Source organism: Pseudomonas spartinae, from assembly GCF_965197125.1.
Taxonomy (GTDB): domain Bacteria; phylum Pseudomonadota; class Gammaproteobacteria; order Pseudomonadales; family Pseudomonadaceae; genus Aquipseudomonas; species Aquipseudomonas composti_A.
This window is the reverse complement of the sequence record NZ_CBDAMB010000002.1, coordinates 649,900-668,370: the sequence shown is the minus strand read 5'-3', so window position 1 is coordinate 668,370 and position 18,471 is coordinate 649,900. Positions and strand designations below refer to the sequence as shown.

Annotated in this window: 21 protein-coding genes; 9 read left to right on the top strand and 12 right to left on the bottom strand. The window is 64.9% G+C overall.

All coding sequences use genetic code 11. The features are described from left to right. The first annotated feature begins 132 nt into the window (after window positions 1-132). Window positions 133-987 carry a Tim44 domain-containing protein gene (locus ACN8M7_RS06915; RefSeq protein WP_490260302.1) on the top strand — a complete coding sequence of 285 codons (855 nt, stop codon included), beginning with the start codon at window positions 133-135 and terminating at the stop codon, window positions 985-987. A gap of 88 nt (window positions 988-1,075) precedes the next feature. On the opposite strand, the gene ACN8M7_RS06910 is transcribed toward ACN8M7_RS06915, so the two are convergent. Then, window positions 1,076-1,543 (bottom strand): GNAT family N-acetyltransferase, encoded by a 468-nt coding sequence (locus ACN8M7_RS06910; RefSeq protein ID WP_490260233.1) that lies wholly within the window; start codon window positions 1,541-1,543, stop codon window positions 1,076-1,078. Between the two features lie 104 nt (window positions 1,544-1,647). Between ACN8M7_RS06910 and ACN8M7_RS06905 the strand changes: the two genes are divergently transcribed. Further along, window positions 1,648-2,055, top strand: coding sequence for an SMI1/KNR4 family protein (locus tag ACN8M7_RS06905; protein WP_037005543.1), 408 nt, complete (start codon window positions 1,648-1,650; stop codon window positions 2,053-2,055). A 101-nt stretch (window positions 2,056-2,156) separates the two neighbouring features. On the opposite strand, the gene ACN8M7_RS06900 is transcribed toward ACN8M7_RS06905, so the two are convergent. After that, window positions 2,157-2,810, bottom strand: coding sequence for a GntR family transcriptional regulator (locus ACN8M7_RS06900; protein WP_061238720.1), 654 nt, complete (start codon window positions 2,808-2,810; stop codon window positions 2,157-2,159). 234 nt (window positions 2,811-3,044) lie between these two features. Here ACN8M7_RS06900 and ACN8M7_RS06895 point away from each other — a divergent pair, with 234 nt between their 5' ends. After that, window positions 3,045-4,436 (top strand): aspartate aminotransferase family protein, encoded by a 1,392-nt coding sequence (locus ACN8M7_RS06895; RefSeq protein WP_490260232.1) that lies wholly within the window; start codon window positions 3,045-3,047, stop codon window positions 4,434-4,436. A 90-nt stretch (window positions 4,437-4,526) separates the two neighbouring features. Then, window positions 4,527-5,894: a glutamine synthetase family protein gene (locus ACN8M7_RS06890; protein ID WP_061238722.1), complete on the top strand. Its 1,368-nt coding sequence runs from the start codon at window positions 4,527-4,529 to the stop codon at window positions 5,892-5,894. A gap of 42 nt (window positions 5,895-5,936) precedes the next feature. Here ACN8M7_RS06890 and ACN8M7_RS06885 read toward each other — a convergent pair whose 3' ends face one another. Continuing rightward, window positions 5,937-7,190, bottom strand: coding sequence for a hypothetical protein (locus ACN8M7_RS06885; protein WP_490260231.1), 1,254 nt, complete (start codon window positions 7,188-7,190; stop codon window positions 5,937-5,939). Next, a complete protein-coding gene (locus tag ACN8M7_RS06880) occupies window positions 7,187-7,909 on the bottom strand; it encodes a tetratricopeptide repeat protein (RefSeq protein ID WP_490260230.1) in 723 nt (240 codons plus the stop codon). The genes ACN8M7_RS06885 and ACN8M7_RS06880 overlap by 4 nt, the downstream gene beginning before the upstream one ends. A gap of 90 nt (window positions 7,910-7,999) precedes the next feature. On the opposite strand from ACN8M7_RS06880, the gene ACN8M7_RS06875 reads away from it, so the two are divergent. Continuing rightward, a complete protein-coding gene (locus ACN8M7_RS06875) occupies window positions 8,000-8,491 on the top strand; it encodes an acyl-CoA thioesterase (protein ID WP_490260229.1) in 492 nt (163 codons plus the stop codon). Between the two features lie 27 nt (window positions 8,492-8,518). Here the strand turns inward: ACN8M7_RS06875 and ACN8M7_RS06870 are convergent, their stop codons facing one another. Then, a complete protein-coding gene (locus tag ACN8M7_RS06870) occupies window positions 8,519-9,052 on the bottom strand; it encodes a zf-TFIIB domain-containing protein (RefSeq protein ID WP_490260228.1) in 534 nt (177 codons plus the stop codon). Between the two features lie 126 nt (window positions 9,053-9,178). Here ACN8M7_RS06870 and ACN8M7_RS06865 point away from each other — a divergent pair, with 126 nt between their 5' ends. Further along, entirely contained in the window at window positions 9,179-9,574 is a 396-nt protein-coding gene (locus tag ACN8M7_RS06865) for a DUF3301 domain-containing protein (protein WP_490260227.1), read from the top strand. Between the two features lie 12 nt (window positions 9,575-9,586). Here ACN8M7_RS06865 and ACN8M7_RS06860 read toward each other — a convergent pair whose 3' ends face one another. Next, complete coding sequence (locus ACN8M7_RS06860) at window positions 9,587-10,465, bottom strand: alpha/beta fold hydrolase (RefSeq protein ID WP_490260226.1); 879 nt, start codon at window positions 10,463-10,465, stop codon at window positions 9,587-9,589. A 37-nt stretch (window positions 10,466-10,502) separates the two neighbouring features. Continuing rightward, entirely contained in the window at window positions 10,503-11,480 is a 978-nt protein-coding gene (locus ACN8M7_RS06855; RefSeq protein WP_490260301.1) for a CobW family GTP-binding protein, read from the bottom strand. A gap of 96 nt (window positions 11,481-11,576) precedes the next feature. Between ACN8M7_RS06855 and ACN8M7_RS06850 the strand changes: the two genes are divergently transcribed. After that, window positions 11,577-11,927 (top strand): NADH:ubiquinone oxidoreductase, encoded by a 351-nt coding sequence (locus ACN8M7_RS06850; protein ID WP_490260225.1) that lies wholly within the window; start codon window positions 11,577-11,579, stop codon window positions 11,925-11,927. A gap of 150 nt (window positions 11,928-12,077) precedes the next feature. On the opposite strand, the gene ACN8M7_RS06845 is transcribed toward ACN8M7_RS06850, so the two are convergent. The 3 genes from ACN8M7_RS06845 to dksA are packed head-to-tail and all read right to left on the bottom strand — an operon-like array spanning window position 12,078 to window position 14,366. Further along, entirely contained in the window at window positions 12,078-12,722 is a 645-nt protein-coding gene (locus ACN8M7_RS06845) for a DUF1826 domain-containing protein (RefSeq protein WP_490260224.1), read from the bottom strand. Continuing rightward, entirely contained in the window at window positions 12,722-13,927 is a 1,206-nt protein-coding gene (zigA, locus tag ACN8M7_RS06840; protein ID WP_490260223.1) for a zinc metallochaperone GTPase ZigA, read from the bottom strand. Before zigA ends, ACN8M7_RS06845 begins: the two co-directional genes overlap by 1 nt. A gap of 16 nt (window positions 13,928-13,943) precedes the next feature. Continuing rightward, window positions 13,944-14,366 carry an RNA polymerase-binding protein DksA gene (gene dksA, locus ACN8M7_RS06835; RefSeq protein WP_394326848.1) on the bottom strand — a complete coding sequence of 141 codons (423 nt, stop codon included), beginning with the start codon at window positions 14,364-14,366 and terminating at the stop codon, window positions 13,944-13,946. Window positions 14,367-14,435: 69 nt separating this feature from the next. On the opposite strand from dksA, the gene folE2 reads away from it, so the two are divergent. Next, window positions 14,436-15,332, top strand: a complete 897-nt coding sequence (folE2, locus tag ACN8M7_RS06830; protein WP_490260222.1) for a GTP cyclohydrolase FolE2 — start codon at window positions 14,436-14,438, stop codon at window positions 15,330-15,332. Window positions 15,333-15,397: 65 nt separating this feature from the next. Next, the gene (locus ACN8M7_RS06825; RefSeq protein ID WP_490260221.1) at window positions 15,398-15,958 is read left to right on the top strand and encodes a gamma carbonic anhydrase family protein; all 561 of its coding nucleotides are present in this window, start codon (window positions 15,398-15,400) and stop codon (window positions 15,956-15,958) included. Window positions 15,959-15,966: 8 nt separating this feature from the next. On the opposite strand, the gene ACN8M7_RS06820 is transcribed toward ACN8M7_RS06825, so the two are convergent. Both ACN8M7_RS06820 and ACN8M7_RS06815 read right to left on the bottom strand, forming a co-directional pair. After that, complete coding sequence (locus ACN8M7_RS06820) at window positions 15,967-17,895, bottom strand: DUF2207 domain-containing protein (RefSeq protein ID WP_490260220.1); 1,929 nt, start codon at window positions 17,893-17,895, stop codon at window positions 15,967-15,969. Between the two features lie 2 nt (window positions 17,896-17,897). Next, window positions 17,898-18,464, bottom strand: coding sequence for a LemA family protein (locus ACN8M7_RS06815; RefSeq protein WP_490260219.1), 567 nt, complete (start codon window positions 18,462-18,464; stop codon window positions 17,898-17,900). Window positions 18,465-18,471 lie beyond the last annotated feature (7 nt).

Here is an 18,471-nt window from a genome sequence, read left to right as displayed (position 1 = left end):
GCAATACGGCGGGATTGATCCGCGCCGGGTCTGCCATCCCCAGGCAAAAGCAAGAAACATTCTGTCACTGGCCATGCCCACCCTTGCCGGGCAAGATGCCGCCCAAGCTTTTCCAAAAGAGAGAAAACCGTGATGCAGCGTTTCCTCAGTATCGCCATGGTTCTGTGCCTGGCACTGACCTTCAGCTTCGAAGCCCACGCCAAGCGTTTTGGCGGTGGCAAATCCTTTGGCTCCGCACCCAGCCACCAGTCCCGCCAGGCTGCGCCGCAGTCGCAACCGGCCGCCGCTGCGCCCACCGCAGGTCGTCAACCTGCTGCCGCCAGCGGCGCTTCGCGCTGGCTCGGCCCACTGGCCGGCCTGGCCGCCGGTGGCCTGCTGGCCTCGATGTTCATGGGTGATGGTTTCGAAGGTCTGCAAATCATGGACATGCTGATCTTCGGCCTGATCGCCTTCCTGCTGTTCCGCTTCCTCGCCGCCCGTCGCGCTCGCCAACAGCCACAAATGGCCGCTGCCGGTGCGCCTTACCAGCGTGAGATGCCGAACGCCGAAAACGCTCCGGCCGCTGGCAGCAACATCTTCGGCGGTCGCCTGGCTACGGCCGCTCCGGTGATCAACGCCCCGGCCTGGTTCAACGAGCAGAGCTTCCTGGCCGCTGGCCGTGAGCACTTCATGAACCTGCAGCAGCACTGGGACGCGAACGAGATGGAGAAGATCGCCGAGTTCGTCACCCCGCAACTGCTGGACTTCCTCAAGCGCGAGCGCGCCGAACTGGGTGACGGCTTCCAGTCCACCTACGTCGACAACCTCGACGTGCAACTCGACGGTGTCGACGACAACGCCGAGAAGACCATCGCCACCCTGACCTTCAGCGGTGTGTCGAAGACCTCGCGCTTCGACCAGGGCGAGCCGTTCAGCGAAAGCTGGCGCCTGGAGCGCGCTCAGGGCGACAACCAGCCCTGGCTGATCGCAGGCATTCGCCAGAACTGATCGCTACTGCGCATAAAAACCCGGGCTTGCCCGGGTTTTTTATTTCGGCATTTGCCGATTATCGCGGCTGAAGCCGCTCCTACGCCGATCAGGATGGATCAGCCGCCCGGCGCATGCCGATATGCGGGATGTCGTCCTCCAGGTACACCTCGGTCACTGCCACGAACCCATAACGCCCGTAGTAGCCCTGCAAGTGCGCCTGTGCCGACAGATACACCGGCACACCCGGCCAACGCTGACGGCACTCGACCAGCGCCTGATCCATCAGCCGGTGGCCCAGGCCAGTACCGCGCCCCCGCTCGGCGATCACCACGCGGCCAATCACCACCTCGCCCTCCATGCGCTGCGGGTCGAGCAGGCGCAGATAGCCGAGCAACCCAGACTCGTCGCGCGCCAGCAGGTGACAGGTGTCACCTGCCAGGTCCTGGCCATCGGTTTCCAGATAGGGACAGTTCTGCTCGACCACGAACACCTGGGTGCGCAGGGCCAGCAGCTCATAAAGGGTGGCCGTGTCGAGCGCACTATGGTGCAGGCAGTGCCAAGAAACAGAGGACATGAATGGGCTCCGCAAAAGCGCCAGTATGCAGTGACGACGACATGTTTTCATTCTGCCGGCCAGCTACTGTATAAAGCCGATCCCCCTGATGAGGAGCCAACGCCGTGGAAGAAGTCATCGAACAGCTGCGTGAACTCAACGAGCCGGTACCGGTACCGCTGGAGCTGCCGGAAGAAGAGACCCTGGTGGAGATTCAGGAGCAGATCCTCATCCACCTGCCCTTCGAGCTGCGTGAATACCTGCTCAAGGTCAGCGACGTGGTGTACGGCCGCCTGGAGCCGGTGACCGCCAGCGATCCGCAATCGCACACCTACCTGCCCGAAGTCGCTTCGGTGGCCTGGGATCTCGGCCTGCCGCGCGATCTGGTGCCGCTGTGCCAGGACGGCCGCGACTACTACGCCGTGGACGTGGAAGGTCAGGTCTGGCTATGGGACGGCGACGAAGGCGAGCTGACCGACGAAAGCTGGGACTCGGTCTGGCACTGGTGCCGCGACGTCTGGCTGGAAAGCTGAGCGGCGTCGCCGCTAAGGCGCCTCCCGCAGTTGGCGGTCGCACGTGACGCCGTGGGAGGAGCTTGAGCCGCGACCGGAACAGCACATCAGCTAACCCCGGCTCACACCTCGCCCTGCTCCAGCGCCAGCAGGTTGAGCAGAAAACGCGCGAAGTACAGCAGGTCCTGCTCCATTGCCTGACGCGCGCCCTTGGCGTCACCGGCCTCGATGGCGGCGAAGGCGTCTTCATGAAAATCGTTGAGCCGCAGCGACAGATCGGCCTCGGTGAACAGACGATTGAAGAAAGGGCCGATCTGCAGCCATAGCGACTCGATCGAACGCAGCAGCACCGGGTTGCCGCAGGCGCCATACAGATACAGGTGGAACTGGCTGTTGGCGTTGAGGTAGTCCTGCACCTGGCGCTGTTCGATGGCCGCGTCCATGCGCTTCACGCAGTCCCGCAGCAGGGCCAGGTCGTCGCGACTCAGACGTGGGGTGGCCAGCTCCACTGCCAGCCCCTCCAGCGCCAGGCGCACCTGAAAAATACTTTCGTAGCGTTCGCGAGTCATCGCGGGGACCCGCACCGAGCGCTGCTGCTCACCCTCGAGCGCGCCCTCGGCCACCAGCCGCTGCAGGGCCGCGCGAACCGGCATCGGGCTGGTGCCCCATTCGGCCGCCAGATCGCGGATCTTCAAGGCCTGCCCCGGCCGAAAGTGGCCGGCCAGCAGGCCCTTGCGAATTCGTTGGTATAGCTGTTCCTGCAGATTGTCGCTCATGGTTTCAACGTCCTTGTGGCGGTGCAGGAAGCTGGGACAGGGTGAGCAGGCATTCGCGCATGATGTTCTCCAGAGGGGCGCCTGATGACGAAGGGGTGATATCCACCCGATCAAATCGTTATTCTGTGATCACAGAACAGGGGAAATACTAACGTATTCTAAGTATAACGAGATAGCTTGTAATTTCTGTGATCACAAAATACCATGTGTGGAAATTCGAACGAGGTGTTCAAAATGACTGCCAGTGGCATCGCCCCAACCGCCGTGGAAACCTTCGCTGCCCGTGAACGGGCCCGCTTTCTCGAACGCAATCCAAAGTCGGTAGCACTGGCCGAACGCGCCCGTCACTCGCTGTACGGCGGCGTGCCGATGCACTGGATGGCCGACTGGTCGACTCCGGTGCCCCTGTTCGTCGAGCGGGCCAAGGGCGCGCGCTTCTTCGATGTCGACGGTCACGAGTACATCGACTTCTGCCTGGGCGACACCGGCACCATGTTCGGCCACTCGCCCGATCCGGTGGCTCGCGCCCTCGCCGAGCAAGCGAACAACGGCCTGACCACCATGCTGCCCGGCGAGGACGCTGTGGTCTGCGGTGAACTGCTGGCCCAGCGCTTCGGCCTGCCTTACTGGCAGGTGACCGCTACCGCCACCGACTCCAACCGCTATGTGCTGCGCTGGGCGCGCGCCATTACCGGCCGCAAGACCCTGCTGGTGTTCGACGGCTGCTACCACGGCACCGTCGACGACGTGATGGTGCGCAATCGTGACGGCCAGACCGTGCACCGCTCCGGCCTGGTCGGCCAGGCCTACGACCTGACCGAGCACAGCCGCGCCATTCCCTTCAACGATGTCGAAGCCCTGGAAGCCGCGCTGGCTCAGGGCGACGTCTGCGCCCTGCTCTGCGAGCCGGCGATGACCAATATCGGCATGGTCCTGCCCGACCCGGGCTTCATGCAGAAATGCCGCGAACTCACGCGCAAGTACGGCAGCCTGCTGATCATCGACGAAACCCACACCATCTCCACCGATATCGGCGGCTGCACCCGGCTGTGGGACCTCGACCCAGACTTCTTCGTGGTCGGCAAGCCCATCGCCGGTGGCGTGCCATGCGGCATCTTCGGTTGCAGTGCGGACATGGCCGACGGCATGAACCAGGCGCGCCAGCGCGCCAGCGAAGAAAGCCACGGTCACGGCCACAGCGGCATGGGCACCACTCTGTCGGCCAACGCCCTGGCCATGCACTGCATGCGCGCCAACCTGGAGCAGGTGATGACCCAGGCGGCGTACGACCACATGCTGCCCCTGGCGGCGCGCCTGGCCGATGGCTTCCGCCAGTTGATCGGCAAGCACGGGCTGAACTGGTCGGTGACCGAGCTGGGCGCGCGCTGCGAATTCCAGTTCTGCGCCACCTCGCCGCGTACCGGCGCCGAGGCCGAAGCGGCGTTCCACGACGAGCTGCAGATGGCCCTGCACCTGTACCTGATCAACCGCGGCATCCTGATCACACCGTTCCACAACATGACCCTGTGCTGCCCGAGCACCACGACCGAGGATGTGGACAAACTGGTCGCCATGCTCGATCAGGCCCTCAACGAGCTGCTGGCCATTCCCGGCGCCCGCGAGTAATCCTCGTGGGAGGCGCTTCAGCGGCGACAATCGCGGCTGAAGCCCTCCCACAGGATGAACTGCGCCCCACGACCTTTTGCGAGAACCACCATGCAATTCGCCAACCCCCAAGAAGCGCACGACTTCCTCGAACGCCACCCCGAGGTACGCAGCATCGAGCTGATGCTGATCGACGCCAACGGCATCCCGCGCGGCAAGCTGCTGCATCGCGACGAACTGCTGGCGATTTACGAAAATGGCCGGCCGCTGCCCAGTTCGATCCTGTCTCTGACCATCCAGGGCGAGGACGTCGAAGCAAGCGGCCTGGTCTGGGAAGTGGCCGATGCCGACTGCTGGACCTACCCGCTGCCCGGCAGCCTGACCCTGCAACCCTGGCGCGCGGTACCCACCGGCCAGCTGCAGGTGAGCATGCACCCGACCCAGGGTCTGCCAGCCACGCCGGGCGACCCGCGCCATGTACTGGTACGCGCCGTCGAGGCACTCAAGGCCGATGGTTACCACCCGGTAATGGCAGTGGAACTGGAGTTCTACCTGCTGGACAAGCAACGCGACGCCAATGGCCGCCCGCAACCAGCCGTGCAGATGAACGGCGTGCGCCCAGAGGCGCCGCAGGTGTATGGCGTGTATGAACTGGAACAGGTGCAGCCGTTCCTCGACGACCTCTATGCCGCCTGCGAGGCGCAGGGCCTGCCGGTACGCACGGCGATCTCCGAATATGCGCCCGGCCAGCTGGAACTGACCCTGGAGCACCGTTTCGACGCGCTGCAGGCCGTGGATGAAGGCGTGCGCTACAAGCGCCTGGTCAAGGGCGTGGCCAACAAACATGGCTTGCAGGCCTGCTTCATGGCCAAGCCGTTCGGCGACCTGGCCGGCAATGGCATGCACATGCACGTGTCACTGGCCGATGCCGAGGGCAACAACCTGATGGCCAGCGAAGACCCGCAGGGTACGCCGCTGCTGCGCCATGCCATCGGAGGCATGATGGCCACGCTCAACGACGCCCTGGCGATCTTCTGCCCCAACGCCAACTCCTTCCGCCGTTTCCAGGCCAACAGCTATGCGCCGCTGGCCAAGAGCTGGGGGGTGAACAACCGCACCGTGTCGTTCCGCGTACCCGGCGGGCCGGCCAAGAGCCGCCACGTCGAGCACCGTATCTGCGGTGCCGACGCCAACCCCTACCTGGCTGCTGCGGCGATTCTCGCCGGCATCCACAAGGGCATCCGCGAGCAGATCGATCCCGGCCAGGCTATCGTCGGCAACGGCTATGAGCAGGCCCGCGAGACCCTGCCCACCGACTGGCTGACCGCCCTGCGCAACCTGGAACAATCGAGCTGGGCGCGCGAAGCGCTGGGCGAGGACTTCCTCAAGGTGTTCCTGGCGATCAAGTGGGCCGAGTTCCGCCAGTTCATGGGTGAAGTGGGCGAGCAGGACTGGCGCTGGTACCTGAATCACGCCTGAGCCGGGCGGGTGGATGAACAAGCGTCATCCACCCCACATTGCTCAAAGTGGCAGACAACGCGCGCCGTCACCCTCGTGCAGGGGACCGGCAAAACACAGCTGGCCCCGCTCATCGAGCTGCGCCGGCTGCCCGGGGTAGTAGGGATTGTCGAAGGCGCGCAACTGTTCGGCACTAGGGCTACCTTCCGACAGCTGCGCCAGCCCCTGCAACAGTCGGCGCAGGGCTTCGAGGTCTTGCACACGCAGGGCGTAGTCACGGAAGTCCTGTATGGCAATACCGAGCAGCACGTTACCCACCGGATTGCGCCGACTCTTCTGCCACTGAGGGTCAGGCAATTGCTGGACCTCACGGGCAAACTCCGCAGGCGGGAGCTGCGACAGCTCAGCCATCGGCTTATAGAACGTCAAGCTGGCATTGATGCTCATCTGTGGGCGCAGACCCCACCGCAGCATCAGCCACTCGCCCAAGCTGTTCTCCGCCTTGGGCAGCGCCTCGAAAAGTAACGCCATCCCCTGAAACTCATGCTGCAACGGCTTCAGCAGGCTGCGTTCGGCTTCATCGAATGCAGGCACGCTGCTCGGTGCGGGCATCAGCCCCTGGCGATAGAGCACAGCCTGCCAGCGCATATTGCGCTCGACCATACGCGCCATGATCATCTTCGCGATCAGCGTATCGGCGCGGCGCATCTGCCCTCGCAGCAGGTGCAGCTCCTCATCGAGACGAGCCCGAACCTGCTCGCCTTCCCCTGCCTGAGCCGCCTTGAGCAAGTACAGAGTCAGCAACTGCTGACCGCTCATTAGATAACGGTGCGGTGGTAACGGGGCATTTATGCTGGCTTCCTGCAGATTGCGGTAATCATCGAACTGGAGAAACTGCCAGTAACGCTCGCGCAGAAGACGCTGCTCATCCGTCTCGACCCAGCCAGACACCCCACTCAGCAACGTCGTCAGACAGCCCTCTTTTTCTATCGCACAGAACAAGGGGCCCTGCGGTAAAGCCAGGGTGGCAACCACCGGCTCGGTAAAGCCTTCATCCATCGGGCCGTGACTACTGCGCCAACTGCGATATGCCTGCAGGCGCTCGGCACCCAGCGCCTCTGGCGCCTGTCCAGGGGCGGCATCCAGACCATTGAGAAACACATAGGCCCGACTCTGCCTCTTATCCACCTGTGCTTGTTCCAGCCAGGCCTGCGCGTCGGCACTGAGCGGCTCATCCTGCAGCCAGGCACTCCCGCCGGCCAGCAACGTCAGCACCAGGATCCCGCCACCAAACAGAGCGGCACGACGCAGATTCACGGACGCACCTGCGCATCGACCTTGATGTACCTACCATCCACGCTGATACCCATACCGCCATAGTCCTGGCAGCCATCGTCATATACCTCCTGCACGCGCAGCTCGATGCCCTCACGCAGCAGCTGCACCGCACAGTCGCGGCCCAGGCCGGCATCCTCCAGGCGCATCTGCACGCCGTCGCCGACCAGCTTGCCGTCCAGCTCGCCAATCGCGGCCGGGCCGTATTGCTCGACCCTGGCACCGACGCGCACGGGCGCGAAACTGGCGAGATAACCACCATTACCGTCCTCGCTGATCAGCAATTCGCTCCATACCGCCTGACCGCTGTAGCGCAGGTAGCGGCCCACGGGGTTGGCGCTCAGCGCCGGATAATCCAGCGCCTCGGAGACCTTGCGCAGATGCAGGCGAGTCGAAGAGCCGTTGAGGTGGTTATCCAGCGCCACGCCCAGCCAGGCGCGGGCCATGCCCGCATCGCCAGCGCGCAAATTGGCCAGGATCAGGTTATTCAGCGCCAACTCCAACTGTGCCGTGTCGCCATCCTCGACGCGTCGTAACTGACGTTCGAATGCCTCGATGGCCTGCTCATAACGGCCATCCTGATAAGCCTCGGTGCCAACCTGGTTGCACTGCACCACGGTGGCGCACTCCTCGGTGGCCTGTACGGTACCGACTAGGCCCAGCAACAGTGGTAGAAACAGCGATTTCGAGCGGATGAGCATAAATAGCATCCTTGCAGTAGTAAGTTTGAATCTTGCATGCACCTGGCCGGCAGGCCTTACTCTCATAAGCCCCACACGATCGGAGCAACGATGGAAGCCGGAACAGCGCAACTGACGATGACCGTACTGATGACACCGGACATGGCCAATTTCTCCGGCAATGTTCACGGCGGCACGCTGCTCAAGTACCTCGATGAAGTGGCCTACGCCTGCGCCAGTCGCTATGCCGGCTGCTACACGGTAACCCTGTCGGTGGATCAGGTGATGTTCCTCGAACCGGTGTATGTCGGCGAACTGGTCACCTTCCTCGCCTCGGTCAACCACACCGGGCGCACCTCCATGGAAGTCGGCATCAAGGTGATCACCGAGAACATCCGCGAGCGCTCGGTACGCCACACCAATAGCTGCTTCTTCACCATGGTCGCGGTCGATCATCAGGGCCGCTCGGTGCCGGTGCCGGAACTCCAGCCGACCACCCCGGAAGGCCTGCGCCGCCAGCGCCAGGCCAAGCAGCGCCGGCAGATTCGTGAAGAATTGCAGCAGCGCTATCAGGCGCTGAGCGAGGAGAAGCACCGGCCCTAGGCACGAAAGTGGCGCCCGGCATGCCCTTCAGTCGTGACCGATGTAGAACAGCAGCTCGCGCCGCTGCGGATGATCCTTGAGCCAGGCGCGAATCTCGTCGGCGCGGGCGATGGCCTCGTCACCGGCGATGCGACTGAAGCGCTCGCGCCGTGCCTGTTCGCTGGCCTCCTGACGCACCTGGCGCTGCCAGGCGTCGGTGAAGATCGCCGGCATGCGCTGGCTCAGCTCCAGGGCCTTGAGCAGTTGCCATTCGCCGCGGTCCAGCCAGGCTTCGTCGCAGGTGCCGCACAGGTCCAGGCGATTGGCGCGGGTACCGCTGATCTGGAACTTGCTCATCAGCTTGGCGCACTTGGGGCAGCTCAGGGCATGGCTGGTTTCGCCGGCTTCGGCTTCAGCGGCCAGGGCTGCTGGCGTTTCCTGCGCCGGCTGGCGTTCGGCCCAGTCGCGGTAGTGCAGCAGGCTGACCAGCGTGCCTGCGCATTGCGGGCAGCCATGGCCGAGCAGGCCATCTTCGAGTTTTGCCGGTTGCAGGCGGCTGGTGCGGCAGGCAGGGCAATGCATGATGCTGACATCCTTTTCAGAGTTGAGTGGGCGAACGCTAGTGCAGAGCCGACGCACGGGCAAGTGGCTATGCTGAGAACTGCGAGGTAGATAGGCTAAGCTCTGCCTCCCGGAGTCGGAGTCACCATGATCAACCTGTTCGATGTCTTCCTGCTGATGCTGTTCGCCACTGCCTGCGCCTGGCTATGGCGCGGTCATGGCATTCGCGAGCGCGCCCTGCAACTGGCCAAACAGCACTGCGCCAAGCTCGACGTGGAGTTGCTCGACGGCGCCGTGGCGCTGCGCCGCCTGGCCATCCAGCGCGATGGCAAGGGGCATCGACGCCTGGCTCGGCTGTATGACTTCGAATTCACCGTCACCGGTGAGCAGCGCCTGCGCGGACATATCAGCATGTTCGGCCAGCACCTCGGCCGCATCGAGCTGGAGCCTCACCCGGTGCTGGAGCCGCAACCCGAGCCGGTTGCGGTGCAGCACCCGGGTAACGTCATTCACCTCGAAGACTGGCGGCGCAAGGCGCAGTAAAGCCCTCCCGACTCAGCCCCGCTGCAGCAGGAAATCGGCCACGCGCTCGGCGCTGTCGGCCGGCTGCTCCTGCATGAAGCAGTGCCCACCCGGCACCACCTGACTGCGTACGTGCGCGTTACTCGCGCACCAGCGCGCTACCGACCTGGCGACGAAGGGGTAGGTGTGCGAGCCGTAAATCACCTCGGTCGGCGTCGTCACCCTGGCCAGCGACGGCCACAGGCGCCGCGGGTAGGAGCCGAAGATATCCGCCTCGCGGCTGGGCCGACACTTCAGCTCCACGCCGCCCTCGACATCCTTCAACGCATGCTCGATATAGGCGTCGAACGCCGCTTCGTCCCAGCCCCGGAACATACCGCGGCCATGCAGCGCGGCATGTGCACTGGCGCGATCCGGCCACTGTCGGCGGCGCTTCTGGGCCCTCTTGGCCAGGCCGGTGCGCTGCGCCAGACCAACCACGTCGGACAGCGCCATCACCCCGATCATCGCCGGGCCGAACAGCACCGGGTCGAGCAGCACCGCGCGGCGGAACAGTTGGGGATGGCGCGCCAGGATCAGGCTGCTGAGTACGCCGCCGAAGCTGTGGCCGAGGGCGTAGCGCGGCACGTCGCCGAACGGCCCACGCGAGGTCTCGAAGGCCTCCACCGCCAGCTCGGCGCTGCGGTTCCAGCCATGGAAGCGACCACCGTGATCACTGTCGCCGTGACCCTGCACATCGCACAGCCAGAGGTCGAAGTCCTCGGCCAGCAATGCCAGCAGCGGCGTGTAGACGCGCCCGCAATAACCGTTGCCATGCAGAAAGTGCAGCAGCGGCTTGCCCGATGGTGGCGTATGCCAACCGCGCAGGGTGAAGCCGGCAGAGGTGTCGTGAGACCAGGGCAGCAATTGCATGGGGGTTATCCACAGCGAGGAGCGCGCGGCGAGTTTATCAGCCGGCAGCAGGGATTCGGCAGATTGCAAAGGCGGCGCTCAGGCCGGCGGCGTCCTGCGCCTGATCGAAGATCAGCTCCAGCCGCGAGTCCTTGCGCCACTCGCTCGGCCCCCAGGCCGGTAGCGCTGGCCCTTGCAGGGCGTTCAGCGCACGCCAGCCCTCGACGCCCTGCAAGACGGCCTTGGCTCGGCGCCAATCCAGGCCCTGCAACCACTGGCTGACCTGCTCGAGATCAAAGCGCTGGCTCGGATGCCAGCGCCAGCCGATGCTCCAGCCTTCGGGCTGTTCCTGCACCTGACAGATCGGCTCGGCGACGTTGCGCCAGATCTGCGCCAGGCCCGGCGCGGTCGCGGGTAACTCGGGCGTCATCTCGATGGGCGCCGCCTGCGCCGCCAGCCCCGGCAGCAGCGCCAGATCGAGCCGGCCCTGCTCGGTCCAGTGCAGCGGCACCGGCGGCAGGTTCGCGGCAATCCGTGCCCGGCTCGCAGCGCCCAGGGATTCGGCCTTGTTCAACAGCAACAGCCCGGCCTCATCCAACGCCTGGCGCTGCACATCCGGCAACGTCTGTCCTGCCGCCAGCGCAGCGGCATCGAGCACCAGCAGCGCCGGTTGCACGGCCAACACGCCACGCCAGGGTGGCTGGCGCAGTTGCGCCAGCAGCTGCGCCGGATGCCCCAGGCCGGACGGCTCGATCAGCAGGCGGTCGGGCCTGGCCTTGCGCAGCAGGCGCCCAAGGCCGACCTGAAACGGCGCGCCATTGACGCAGCACAGGCAGCCGCCAGCCACTTCGGCCAGAGCGATGCCGTCCTCGCCCTGCTCGAGCAAGGCAGCGTCCAGGCCAATCTGGCCGAATTCATTGATCAGCACCGCCCAGCGCTCGTACGCCGGTTTCTGCGCCAGCAGGTGGCGAATCAGGCTGGTCTTGCCGGCGCCCAACGGGCCAGCGATGAGGTGAGTGGGAATTTGACTGAGCATGCGTCCATGGTCGGTGGTTTGCGCGGCGAGTGCCAGCACAGACTACGCCGCGACGGCGTGCTAGATTCGCCGGCAGTTTTTTCTGGAGCCGACAAGATGCGTGCATGGTTGTTGCTGTTCTCTCTGCTACCCGGCCTGGCTTTGGCCGAAGCCTGCATCGTGCATAGCCAGGCCGAACGCCTGGACGTAAAGGTCTGCCAGGAGAATCGCAACATCCCCGCCACGCTGTTCCGCGACGGCTTCTGCCAGCCGCAACTGCAGGGACAAACGGTCGAGGTGGAGTTCGTCGAGCAGTGCCCGAAGGGCGCCTACGGCGTCTGCCAGAACGCACGGGCCGGCAGCAATCTGTATCTGCAGGATATCCACTACTACGGCGTGGCCAGCGACGCGCTGTATCTGGAGCCGGCCTGCAGCACTCAGTACCAGGGCACCTGGATCAAACCCTGACATCAAAGCGTCACCAAACAAGCGCCTAATGACTGCGGGTACCTCACATGACCCTCATGTCGAGTCACTCCTCGACATGATCTCTTGGTGCTTAAGGCCGGCGCAGCTGCTCCGGCCTATTTTTTACCATGCAATAGGCTGCGCGCGGCCTCAGGCCAGCCAGTCCAGGGTCAGCAGCAGGCGCCGCTCGCCAGCCGGCGGCTGCGGCGAGCGATGGATCAGACCGCGTCCTTCGTTGCCCTGCCATTTTTCCCCTTTGGCCAATGCCACATGACCGGTGCCCAGACGCTGGATCGACACCTCGTCCTGCGGCTCTGCACCCGGCTGACCGAGCCTGCTGCGCAGCATGCCCCCCTCCTCCAGCCAGTCACTGCCGACACCGGCGTAGCTGGTGATCAGCCGCAGCGGCACGTGATCGACGTGAAAGCGCGGGCACATGGCCTTGTCCAGCGCACGCAGACGTAAACCGATGCGTTGGGCATCGAGCAGGCAGGCATAGGCGCGCACCAACCAGGCCACGTCGGCGAGAAAGGCCGCCTGCCCCGGCAGATCGGCGTACTGCGCCACCAGGCCATCGAGGTTCGGCTCACTGTCCGCGCGCGGCAGCTCCAGAGTGATGGACTGCGCCAGCGGCTCACCTTGCGCCAGCAGCGCGGCGGCGAAATCGGCGATCTGCGCCGGCAGACGGCGCTGCCAGACGGCCAGATTGACGCCGTCGTGCAGCACCTCACCGAGCACCTGAATGTCCTCGCCCAGCACCTGCCGGGCCAGGTTTGGCAACTGCAGGGCGAACATCAGGCGGCCTCCTGCTGCCAGGCGCCGAACGGGTCAGCCAGCAGGCGCCAGGCCTCAGGGCCACCGGCCATTTCCTCGTCGCTCAGCAGGCAGTCGTCCAGCTCACGCACCAGGCGCGCGAAATCGATGTTCTGGCCGATGAATACCAGCTCCTGACGGCAATCGCCGACCTCGGCGCTCCAGTGCTGCATGATCGCCTGCAGACCTTCCTCGTCCTGCGGCCAGTGCTGCTTGGGCACGAAGCGCCACCAGCGCCCGGCCAGGCCATGGCGCATCAGGCCGCCGGCCTGCGACCAGCTGCCGGCTTCCTGGTACTTGCTGGCCAGCCAGAAGAAACCCTTGGAGCGCAGCAGACGGCCGTTGCTCCACTCCTGCGAGAGGAAGTCGAAGAAGCGCTGCGGATGGAACGGCCGGCGCGCCCGGTAAGCGCTGGAGGCGATGCCGTATTCCTCGGTCTCCGGCACGTGCTCGCCGCGCAGCTCCTTGAGCCAGCCCGGCGCCTGCGAGGCGCGGTCGAAGTCGAAGCGACCGGTGTCGAGGATCTTGTCCAGGGCGATGCGGCCCATGCTCATGGCCTGAATATCGGCGTGAGTGTTGAGGCCACGCAGAATCGCCATCAGTTCCTCGCGCTCGGCCTGGCTGATCAGGTCGATCTTGCTGATCAGGATGACGTCGGCAAACTCCACCTGCTCGATCAGCAGGTCGGTGATCGAACGCTCGTCCTCCTCGCCGAGTGTTTCGCCACGGCTGGCCAGGCTGTCGGCCTCATGAAAGTCGCGCAGGAAGTTCACCCCGTCGACCACCGTGACCATGGTGTCGAGCCGCGCCAGATCGGACAGGCTGCGGCCCTGCTCGTCGCGGAAGGTGAAGGTCTCGGCCACCGGCAACGGCTCACTGATGCCGGTGGACTCGATCAGCAGGTAGTCGAAGCGGCCATCGCTGGCCAGGCGCGCGACTTCTTCGAGCAGGTCTTCGCGCAGGGTGCAGCAGATGCAGCCGTTGCTCATCTCCACCAGCTTCTCTTCGGCGCGGTTGAGGCTGACGTCGCGCTGCACTTCGCTGCCGTCGATGTTGATTTCGCTCATGTCGTTGACGATCACCGCGACCCTGAGGCCGTCGCGATTCTTCAGCACATGGTTGAGCAGGGTGCTCTTGCCGGCGCCGAGAAAGCCGGACAGCACGGTAACGGGTAGACGCGGGTTCATGGAGTGTTCCTCGTTTTCAGTCACGGTCACGCTGGTGTTTTTCACGCTGCTCCTGACGCTCCTTGGCTTCGATGCACAGGGTCGCGGTCGGGCGCAGCAGCAGGCGCTTGAGGCCGATGGCTTCGCCGGTCTCGGCGCACCAGCCGTATTCGCCACGCGCCAGGCGTTCGAGCGCCTGGTCGATCTTGTCCAGCAGCTTCTTTTCCCGCTCCAGCAGGCGCAGCTGCCACTGCCGCTGCTCCTCGGCGGCGCCTATGTCGGCCACGTCGCTGCTGGTGTCGGGCTCACGCAGTTGGGTGAATTCGTCGTCGATGCGTGCCTGCAATTCGGCACGCTGGGTCAGCAGCAGCTCACGGAAGAAGCGCTGCTGAGCGTCGTTCATATAGTCATCGGCTGGCTGGGTGAGCAGCTCGGCTTGGCTCAGGGCTGTATCGGTCATGGCTTCGTCTGAATAACTTTAATTGTTATAACATAACATTTATTATCACCAGCAACCTACGGATACGCAATGAACGAAATGACCCTGCCCGATATCGCCGCTCAGCCCACCCACCATGAACTCAGCCTGGACTGGGTGGGAATGGCCGGTATCGCCCTGCCCGTTCGTCTGCTCGACAGCCCCGTAGGTGCCCGTCTCGATATCGGCGTCAGCCTCGATGACCCCGGCGCCCGAGGCATTCACATGTCGCGCCTGTACCTGGCGGCGCAGCGGCTGGCACACCAGGCGCTGGACGTTGCCGCCCTGCAGCAGGTGCTCGACGAATGCCTCGGCAGTCACCAGCAGCTCTCCGACAGCGCCAGCCTGAGCCTGTATGGCGACGTCGTGCTGCAACGCCCCGCACTGGTCAGCCCGCTGCATGGCTGGAAGCCCTACCCCTTCGAGATCCACGCCCGCCAGGACGGCCGCGGCCTGAGCCTCGAGCTACAGGTCGAAGTCACCTACTCGTCCACCTGCCCCTGCTCTGCCGCACTCGCACGCCAGCTGATCCAGCAGCGCTTTGCCGAGGACTTTGCCGAAGATCAGGTGGACCGCCGGCAACTGCATGACTGGCTGGGCTCGACCCAAGGCATCGTGGCGACGCCGCATAGCCAGCGCAGCAGCGCCATCCTGCAGATACGCCTAGATGCCGACACGCTGCAGTTGCCGCTGCTGGAGCTGGTGGACACGGCCGAACTGGCGCTGGGCACCGCCGTACAGACAGCCGTCAAACGGGCCGACGAGCAGGCCTTCGCTCTGGCCAACGGGCAGAACCTGATGTTCTGCGAAGACGCCGCCCGCCGCCTGCACCGCGCCTTGCGTCAGCTGCCGCAGGCACAGGCGTTTCGCATCAAGGTGGTACACGGAGAAAGCCTGCATGCCCACGACGCCGTGGCCACCAGTCGCTGGAACTGGAACCAGCCATGATCAGCCCGCGCCGCTGGCGCCGGCAGCAAGGCCGGCGCCTGCCACCCAACGCTCAAGGAGCCTGCATGATCCGCAAGAACCCATCCGGCCATCTGCCGCTGATCGCCGAATCGGCCTACGTCGACAAGACCGCGATCATCTGCGGCAAGGTGATCATTCACGACAACGTCTTCGTCGGTCCCTACGCAGTGATTCGCGCCGATGAGGTGGACGCCAGCGGCGACATGCAGCCCATCGTCATCGGCGCCAACTCCAACATCCAGGACGGCGTGGTGATCCACTCCAAGTCCGGCGCGGCGGTAACCATCGGCGAACACACGTCCATCGCCCATCGCTCGATCATTCACGGCCCGTGCAGCGTCGGTAATCGCGCGTTCATCGGCTTCAACAGCGTGCTGTTCAACTGCGCCGTCGGCGATGGCTGCGTGGTGCGACACAACGCCGTGGTCGACGGCTGCGACCTGCCTCCGGGCTTCCACGTCACGTCGACCCAGCGCATCGGGCCGCAGACCGACCTCGCCAGCCTGCCGCGCGTGAGGGTATCGGCCAGCGAATTCTCGGAGGACGTGGCGCGCACCAATATCGACCTGGTACGCGGCTACAAGGCCCTGCAGAACGAGTTCTGAACGCCCGCCTACCAGCCCCCTCCACCGCCGCCGCCACCGCCTCCACCAGAGGAGCCGCCACCGGACGAACCACCACTGTCCGAGGAGCTGCTCGATGGCGGCGACGAGGCCAGTGCCGTGGCGCTGGCAAGCCCCGCAACCAGCGCGCCGCTCAGCGCCTGTGGCGAGCTGTAGCTGCTGTGGCTGTGGTACCAGTCGGGTTGGTAGTCGCGCTGCGCAGGGTCGATCAGACCGCTGGCCAAGGCCTCGCTGAAGCGTGCGCTCCATTTGTCTTCCACGCCCAGGGCCATGGCGAACGGCAGGTGGCGCTCGTACAGGGCGATGCTCATCGCCGGGGCGTCGCCGGCCAGGGCCAGGGCGTCACGCTCGGCCAACTGCAGATAATCGCGATAGCCTTCCAGGGCATCGAGCAGGCGCCGGCCTTTCAGGGTCGGTGCCGGCAACAGGTAATAGAACACCACCACCAGCACCGTATAAGCGACAACCAGCAACAGTGCCGGTACGGACACCGCCGCTGCGATCATCATCAGCCCCACCGGTACTGGCCAGCCGAACATCAGCGCCACCAGGTACAAGCCCATCTGCTTGCCGAAGCTCGGCTGGTGGCGGGCCATGCTGAACACGATCAAGGTCGGTACGCCAAAGCCCAGGCTGAACACCAGTCCGGCCAGACCTGCGGCCCAATCCTCGCCACCCTGACCACTCAGGAGCACGGTAGCCACACAGGCCAGTGCGGCCCACAGCAAGCCCCACACCCAGACGCCACGGTTGTTGGCGAACCAGGCCTTGCCTTGCTCCCTCAAGTGGCTGCTCAGCCCGGCCACCGCATCCGCCAGGCGCGGCTCGTACTCGCTGCCGATGGTCAGCGCGATGCCGACCTTGTTGGCCGGGAACAGGCGCTTGCGCAGGTCACGGTCGAGCTCGCTCATCTCACCATCTGCGCCCTGGTCACGGGCCAGGCTGAAACCACCGCCGTGCGCTTTGTCCTCGATATGCAGGTGCTTACCGATGGCCATGTCGGTCAGCCATACACTGAAAGCCCGTGCCTCGCCGAACGCGCCGCGCAACCCGCGATGCCAGAGGTAACCGGCCTGCACCGCACTCATGCCCTGCGGCGCCTCGAACAGCGGAATGATCACGCCCTTCTGCGGGTCTCGGCCAACACGGTTCCAGGCCTTGAGGTAGAACAGCAACAGGCCGATCAGCAACAGCGCGCCCAGACCCAGCCCCAGATTGTCCAGCAGCACCCGCGTGGCGCTCTGCAGCAGTCCCGGCCGTGGCACCAGCCCGGCTTGCCAGTCCACGGCCACGGTCAGACCGTTATGGGGCGGCAGCACTTTGGTGGTGACCAGGCGCAGGAAGTCGTCTCGCTGCTCGACTATCTGGAAATCCTTGCCCTGAGCCCCCTGGCCCCCGGTATAAGCGGCCCACTGACCGATCCGCGCACCTGTCGGCAAATGCACCTCGACCGACGCCTGGCGGATGGGAAAAACCCAGCCGTTGCCCGTGACGTTCCAGTACAGCTCGTCCGTGTCGGCGTGGTGCAACAGGGCTCGCCCGACCCGATAGCGCAGCTCGTAACTATGCCGTCCCGGCTCCAGCAGGACATTCGGCGAGCCGAGATAAAAGCGTATCCAGGCGCCGTTGCGCTCACGGCGCACCGCTTCGGGACGGCCATCGCGGGTCACGCCCAGCAGGCTGATCGGGCTGCTCTGCTCGAGCCCCAGTGGCAGCGCATAGCCGACCGGTAGATCGCGATAGATGCCGCGCCGGATATCCCGTCCCTCGGCGTGCACGGTGATGCGTTCGGTCACCAGCAGATTGCCGTCCGCCTCGACCTGCAGGCTCACGGCAAAATCCTCGATGGCCTCCTGCGCCGACACCAGGCCGGGCAACAGGCAGACAATCAGCAACAGGCCACGCAACCATCCCAGCATGTTCAGAACTCCATCTTCGGCGATTGGCCGTCACGCGGATCATCCAGCGTGAAGTAATCGGCGGGGCTAAAGGAAAACAGACGCGCCACCAGATTGCTCGGCACCGACTCGACCAGCACGTTGAGCTCGCGCACCGCCCCGTTGTAGTAACGCCGCGCCATCTGGATATGGTTCTCGACCTCGCTGATGTTGCCCTGCAACTCGCGAAATTGCTCGTCGGCCTTGAGCTCGGGATAGGCCTCGACCAGGGCGAACAGCTGGCGCAACTGGCTACCCAGCTGCGCCTCGACCGGTGCCCGCAGCCCCATTGGCGAGTCAACCAGTTGCATCGCCCGCGCGCGCTCCAGCACCAGCGCTTCGAGGGCGCTCTGCTCGTAACTCATATACTGCCGTACGCACTCCACCAACGCCGGAATCAGGCTGGAACGGCGCTTGAGCTGCACATCGATACCGCTCCACGCCTCGGCCACACGGTGCCGGTTGAACACCAGGCGGTTGTAGTAAAAGACCGTGGTGGCGCCCAGCAACAGCAACGCCGCCAGGCACCACCAGAACCACGAATGCGGCATACACCCT